Source organism: Amycolatopsis sp. NPDC059027 (genome assembly GCF_042739735.1).
Classification (GTDB): Bacteria; Actinomycetota; Actinomycetes; order Mycobacteriales; family Pseudonocardiaceae; genus Amycolatopsis.
In genome coordinates, this window is sequence record NZ_JBHYIK010000157.1 from 245 (window position 1) to 3332 (window position 3088).

The following is a 3088-nucleotide window of genomic DNA, read 5'->3' on the forward strand; positions in this document are numbered from 1 at the left end:
GGTCTACAACTCCGGCTATTCCCACCACTGAACCTAGACGCCCACCCCCGCACTCTAGTGGTCGTTATGGACCCGCTAGTTCTCCATTTGGTCACGCGAGTTCGCCGTTCACGCACGCGAACTCGCCGTTCCAGACCGGTCGAGCGAGGCTGCGGTCAGGAAGCGCCGTCGGTCTGCACGACGCTGGGCCGCTTCCCGGTGGCCAAGAACTCGCGCAGCCCACGGCGCACAGTGTCCATCGGAACCTCGGTGCTGGCCGGAACCTGGCTGTGATTGCTCATGTAGATGTAGTCGACCAGGGTGTTCGGGTCGCCGTCGCCGTGGGTCGCGCCGCCTTCCGTCCGGGAGATGTACCCGATGAAACCCTTGTCCTGGCCGAGGCCGACTTCGAGGACAGGCGAACGCTTCACCCCGGCGATGGCGACCTGAATCATCGGTGGAGCAACGTGCTCGGCCGTCTCCGCGAGAATGCGGTCGATCAACTCGTCCAGCTCGGCCGGGGTGCTGACGACGAGCGCCGGGTCACCCGGGCCGAAGTCGTTCTCCGGCTCCTGGTCGTACCAGACCTCTAGCGTGACCACGGGTTCATGCCTCCGGCGAATGTCTTGCGGTAGTTCAGTGCGTGGACCGTCAGGGAGTATCCCGCAGGCAGGCCCAGGTGGCGGGCCTGCCTGCCGGGCATAGGCTCTGGCCATGGCGGTTTCCGGAAGGCTCGGCGCGCTGGCGTTGTTCGGGGCGCTGGTGGTCGGCTTGCTGCTGCCCTCCGGCACGGGGCTGCTCGTGGTGGGCGGGGTGCTGCTCGTACTGGTGCTCGTCGATCTCGCGTTCGCGGGGAGCGTGCGGCGGCTGACGTTCACGCGGTCGGGGGACACTTCGGTGCGGCTCGGGGAACCGGCGTCGGTGGAGCTTGTCGTGGCGAATCCGGGACGTCGCCGGGTGCGCGGGTTGCTGCGGGATGCGTGGCCGCCGAGCGCGGGCGCCGAGGACCGGCATCGGCTTTCCGTCCCGGCGGGAGAGCGTCGCAGGCTGACGACGGCGTTGCTGCCGACGCGGCGGGGCGACCGGCAGGCGTTCCGGGTGACCGTGCGGTCGTATGGCCCGTTGGGGCTCGCGGCGCGGCAGGGTTCGCACGCGGTGCCGTGGACGGTGCGGGTGCTGCCGCCGTTCGGCTCGCGCAAGCACTTGCCGTCGCGGCTGGCGCGGTTGCAGCAGCTGGACGGACGGAACGCGGTGCTGGTGCGCGGGCAGGGCACGGAGTTCGATTCGCTGCGGGAGTACGTGATCGGTGACGACGTCCGCTCGATCGACTGGCGGGCGACGGCGCGTGCGGCGGACGTCATGGTGCGGACGTGGCGTCCGGAGCGGGACCGGCACGTGGTGCTGGTGCTGGACACCGGGCGGGTGTCGGCGGGCCGGGTCGGGGACGCGCCGCGGCTGGACGCCGCGATGGACGCAGCCTTGCTGCTGGCGGCGCTCGCGTCGCGGGCGGGGGACCGGGTCGATCTGCTGGCCTACGACCGGCGGGTGCGTGCCGAGGTGCGGAGTTCGTCGTCGTTGCTGCCTTCGCTGGTGAACGCGATGGCGCCGCTGGAGCCGTCGCTGGTGGAGACGGACGCGCGGGGGATGCTGGCCGAGGTGCTGCTGCGGACGCGGCGGCGCGCGCTGGTGGTGTTGCTGACCGGGCTGGACGCGGCGCCGTTGGAGGAGGGCCTGTTCCCGGTGCTGAGTTCGCTGACTTCGCGGCATCAGCTGCTGATCGCGTCGGTCTCGGATCCGCGCGTGGCCGAGATGGCCCGAGGCCGCGGGGACGCCGAAGCGGTGTACGACGCTGCGGCGGCTTCGCGGGTGCTGGCCGAACGTCAGCAGGTCACGGCGCGACTGGGGCGTCGCGGTGTCGACGTCGTGGACGCTGTCCCGGAGGAGTTGCCGCCCGCGCTGGCGGATCGGTATCTGGCGTTGAAGGCGGCCGGGCGGCTGTAGGCCCCCTCGATGGGGTGGATCCGCTGGTGCTGGGGTGCGTGGCGCTGTTATGCCTCGTAAGGAGGTGTTTCTGCGGAGGGAGTGCTGTGCGGCGGGTGCTGGCTCTGGTCGCTTTGTGGGTTTTCACGGTTCCGGCTGTTGCTTCGGCTGACGAGGGCGCGCCGGTGTACCTGGCCGATGGCGGCGGGACGTTGTCGCTGGCGGTCACGGACGGCAAGCCGCTGCTGGCCGACGCGAAGGCCGCGAACGCGAAATGGACCTATGACAAGGGAACGCAGCACTACAAGAGTGTCGCGAGTGGACAGTGCCTGGCGGCGCAGAGCCCGGTGGACGGGGTCGCGGTGAAGATCGCGGCGTGCGATGACAAGGATCGCCTGCAGCAGTGGCGCCGGATCGCGGGGACGCCGGGGCTGGTGGAGATCGCGAACGTGGCTTCCGGGCGGTGCCTGACCGCGGAGTCGGCGACGGCGGGGGCGCGGCTGTACCAGGAGGTCTGTTCGCTGACCGGGCTGGCGAACCACTGGGCGGCCGGTGGGCGGACGCTGGGGATCCTGTCGGGGAACGGGCAGCGGCTGACGTCGAAGACGCCGGGTGAACCGTTCGTGGTGCGGGTGATCGGGGAGAACGGCCAGCCCGCGGCCGGGGTGCCGGTGAACTTCTACGTGCGGGCAGCGCGGCCGAAAAACGTCCTCGTCTTCGAAGGCGGCGGGGAGACGGCCGCGGCCAAGACCGGTGCGGATGGCTCGGCGTCTTCCCCGAAAGTGCTCCTGACCGAGCCCGGCGAGTTCGAAATCCGCTTCACCGGCTCGGCGAGCCTGGAAGACGGCAACACCATCACCTTCGACGGCAGCTGCCTCTGCTGACACCTTTCCGCGGTAACGGGCTTGTCGGTGCCCTTATGTCACGATCGGATGCTCGTCGTGGCAGGGGAGCAGGATGGAGAACCCGAGGGAGCTGGCGGAAGCGGTTGATCGCATCCGCGCGAAGCTCACGGAAGGGATCACTCACCTCACTGGGGATTTTTCATCCTGGTTTGTGCTGGTGGGGTGGGGTTGACGGGGTGGGGTAATGGTCAGGTTGTGGTGTCGCGGACGTGCTGTTCGTGCTG

At 69.7% G+C, this 3088-nt stretch carries 3 protein-coding genes; 2 read left to right on the forward strand and 1 reads right to left on the reverse strand.

Features of this window, described 5'->3' with window-relative positions; all coding sequences use genetic code 11:
- Positions 1–155 precede the first annotated feature (155 nt).
- Positions 156–581, reverse strand: coding sequence for an Imm1 family immunity protein (locus ACFWY9_RS44730; RefSeq protein WP_378341754.1), 426 nt, complete (start codon positions 579–581; stop codon positions 156–158).
- Between the two features lie 112 nt (positions 582–693).
- Between ACFWY9_RS44730 and ACFWY9_RS44735 the strand changes: the two genes are divergently transcribed.
- Both ACFWY9_RS44735 and ACFWY9_RS44740 read left to right on the forward strand, forming a co-directional pair.
- On the forward strand, positions 694–1980 hold the full coding sequence (locus ACFWY9_RS44735) for a DUF58 domain-containing protein (protein WP_378329831.1): 1287 nt from the start codon (positions 694–696) through the stop codon (positions 1978–1980).
- A gap of 86 nt (positions 1981–2066) precedes the next feature.
- Positions 2067–2843: an RICIN domain-containing protein gene (locus tag ACFWY9_RS44740; protein ID WP_378341755.1), complete on the forward strand. Its 777-nt coding sequence runs from the start codon at positions 2067–2069 to the stop codon at positions 2841–2843.
- Positions 2844–3088: the final 245 nt, after the last annotated feature.

Coding starts and splice junctions, on each gene's coding strand:
- ACFWY9_RS44735 (WP_378329831.1), top strand. CDS start 694: ATGGCGGTTTCCGGAAGGCTCGGCGCGCTGGCGTTGTTCGGGGCGCTG.